1 protein-coding gene is annotated in these 2,939 nt (G+C 73.8%); it reads right to left on the minus strand.

Features of this window, described 5'->3' with window-relative positions; translation table 11 throughout:
- Window position 1: 1 nt before the first annotated feature.
- Window positions 2-2,939 (minus strand): error-prone DNA polymerase (locus tag KBX39_RS27750; RefSeq protein ID WP_210873323.1); only part of this gene is annotated, 2,938 nt, incomplete at its 5' end.

A 2,939-nucleotide genomic window follows, 5' to 3' on the forward strand; every position in this document is an offset into this window, starting at 1 on the left:
ATCAACGGAAATCCCTGGATACCGGTGTGACGGGGGGCTCGATCGCGTCCAGCCGGTCCGCGGTGAGGTTCGTGACGCCCTCGTGCCGCTGCAGCCGGCCCCGCACCACCAGTGCTCCACTGGTGCGGGCGATTCGACGGTAGCGCTGCCACAGCCCCGGGGAGCAAGTGACATTCAGCATTCCGGTCTCGTCCTCCAGGTTGAGGAACGTGACGCCGCCGGCGGTCGCCGGGCGCTGCCGGTGGGTGACGATCCCGCCGACCCGGATCCGCTGCCCGGGCGGCACCTGGCCGAGCCGGGCGATCGGCACCGCGCCCAGTTCGTCGAGGCGGTCCCGGATGAACCGGGCCGGGTGGCTCTCCGGGGACAGGCCGGTGGCCCAGACGTCGGCGACCAGGCGGTCCACCGCGGCCATGCCGGGCAGCGTGGGCGGGTCCGCGCCGGTCACCGTGCCGGGCAGCCGGCCGGGCCGGTCCTGGGCCGCCGCGCCGGCGGCCCAGAGGGCCTGCCGCCGGGTCAGCCCGAAACAGGCGAAGGCGTCGGCGGTGGCCAGCGCCTCCAGCTGCGCGGCGGTGAGACCGACGCGGCGGGCCAGGTCCGGCATGTCCCGGTACGGCCCGTGCGCCGTCCGTTCCGCCTCGATCCGCTCGGCCACGTCCTCGCCGAGGGTACGGACGCTGCCCAGCCCGAGCCGTACCGCCGGGCCGCCCAGCCCCCAGGCGTGCGGCGGCTCGCCCGGCACGCTGCCCCACCGCGTCTGCGGGGTGGACTCCAGCACCGCCTTGGCGCCGCTGGCGTTGATGTCCGGCCGGCGTACCTCCACGCCGTGCCGGCGGGCGTCGTCGGCGAGCGTCTGCGGCGAGTAGAAGCCCATCGGCTGGGCGTTGAGCAGCGCGGCCAGGAACGGGCCCGGGTGGTAGCGCTTGAGCCACGAGCTGGCGTACACCAGGTAGGCGAAGCTCATCGCGTGGCTCTCCGGGAAGCCGTAGCTGGCGAACGCGGTGAGCTTGCGGTAGACGTCGTCGGCCAGCTCGCCGGTGATGCCCCGCTCGGCCATCCCGGCGTAGAGCCGGTCGGCGATCTGCGCCATCCGCTCCACCGACCGTTTCGCCCCCATGGCCCGGCGCAGCTGGTCGGCGCCGGCCGCGTCGAACCCGGCCAGGTCGATGGCGAGCTGCATGAGCTGCTCCTGGAACAGCGGCACGCCGAGCGTCTTCTCCAGCGCGTTGCGCATCAGCGGGTGCGCGTACGTGACCGGCTCCTGGCCGTTCTTGCGCCTGATGTACGGGTGCACCGAGCCGCCCTGGATCGGGCCGGGCCGGATCAGCGCCACCTCCACCACCAGGTCGTAGAACTCGCGCGGCTTGAGCCGGGGCAGCGTGGCCATCTGGGCGCGGCTCTCCACCTGGAACACGCCCACCGAGTCGGCCCGGCAGAGCATGTCGTAGACCTCGGGGTCGTCCAGCGTCATGTCGCCGAGGTCGAGGCGGGAGCCGATCAGGTCGTAGCCGTAGTGCAGCGCCGAGAGCATGCCGAGGCCGAGCAGGTCGAACTTGACCAGGCCGACGGCCGCGCAGTCGTCCTTGTCCCACTGGAGCACGCTGCGGCCGGGCATCCGGCCCCACTCCACCGGGCACACCTCGATCACCGGCCGGTCGCAGATCACCATGCCGCCGGAGTGGATGCCCAGGTGCCGGGGGAACGTCTGCAGCTCGTTGGCGTACGCGACCACCTGCTCCGGGATGTCCGCCACGTCGACCGCGGCGACCGAGCCCCACCTGTCGATCTGCTTGCTCCAGGCGTCCTGCTGGCCGGGTGAGAAGCCGAACGCCTTCGCCACGTCCCGCACCGCCGACCGGGGCCGGTACGAGATGACGTTGGCGACCTGGGCGGTGTGCTCCCGGCCGTAGCGGGCGTAGACGTGCTGGATCACCTCCTCCCGACGGTCGGACTCGATGTCCACGTCGATGTCCGGCGGGCCGTCGCGTTCCGGGGCGAGGAACCGTTCGAACAGCAGCCGGTGCCGGACCGCGTCCACGTTCGTGATGCGCAGCGCGTAGCAGACCGCCGAGTTGGCCGCCGAGCCCCGGCCCTGGCAGTAGATGTCCTGCGCGCGGCAGAACGCGACGATGTCGTAGACCACCAGGAAGTAACCGGGGAACCCGAGGTCTTCGATCATCCGCAGCTCGTGTTCCAGCTGCGCGTACGCCTCCGGGTGCGCCTCGGGCGGGCCGTAGCGCTCGCGGGCGCCGTCCATGGTCAGCCGGCGCAGCCAGCTCATCTCGGTGTGCCCGGGCGGCACCGGGTACGCCGGCAGCTTCGGCGCCACGAGCTGCAGGTCGAAGGCGAGTTCCGCGCCGTACTCGGCGGCCCGCGCCACCGCCCCCGGGTACGCGGCGAACCGCGCCGCCATCTCCGCGCCGCTGCGCAGGTGGGCGGTGGCCGCGGCGGGCAGCCAGCCGTCGATCTCGTCGAGGCTGCGCCGGGCCCGGACCGCCGCGACCGTGGTGGCCAGCCGCCGCCGGCCCGGGGTGGCGTAGTGCACGTTGTTCGTGGCGACTGTGGGCAGCCCGGCCGCGGCGGCCAGGTCGGCGAGCGCGTCGTTGCGGTCGGCGTCGACCGGGTGGCCGTGGTCGGTCAGCTCCACCGCCACCGTCTCCGCGCCGAACAGCGCGGTGAGCCGGTCCAGCTCCCGGGCCGCCGCGTCGACGCCCTCGGTGAGCAGCGCCGCGGGCACGTGCCCCTTGCGGCAGCCGGTGAGCACCAGCACGTGGTCCTTCAGCTCCGCCGCGATCTCCTCCAGCTCGCCGTAGACCGGGCGGCCCTTCTCCCCGCCGCGCAGCTGGGCGCGGGAGATGGTGGCGGCCAGGCGCGCGTACCCCTCGTGGCCGTGCGCCAGCACCAGCAGGTGCCGGCCGAGCGGGTCGGGTTCGCCGTTC

Origin of the sequence: Micromonospora sp. D75, from assembly GCF_018070405.1 — a bacterium.
GTDB lineage: Bacteria > Actinomycetota > Actinomycetes > Mycobacteriales > Micromonosporaceae > Micromonospora > Micromonospora chalcea.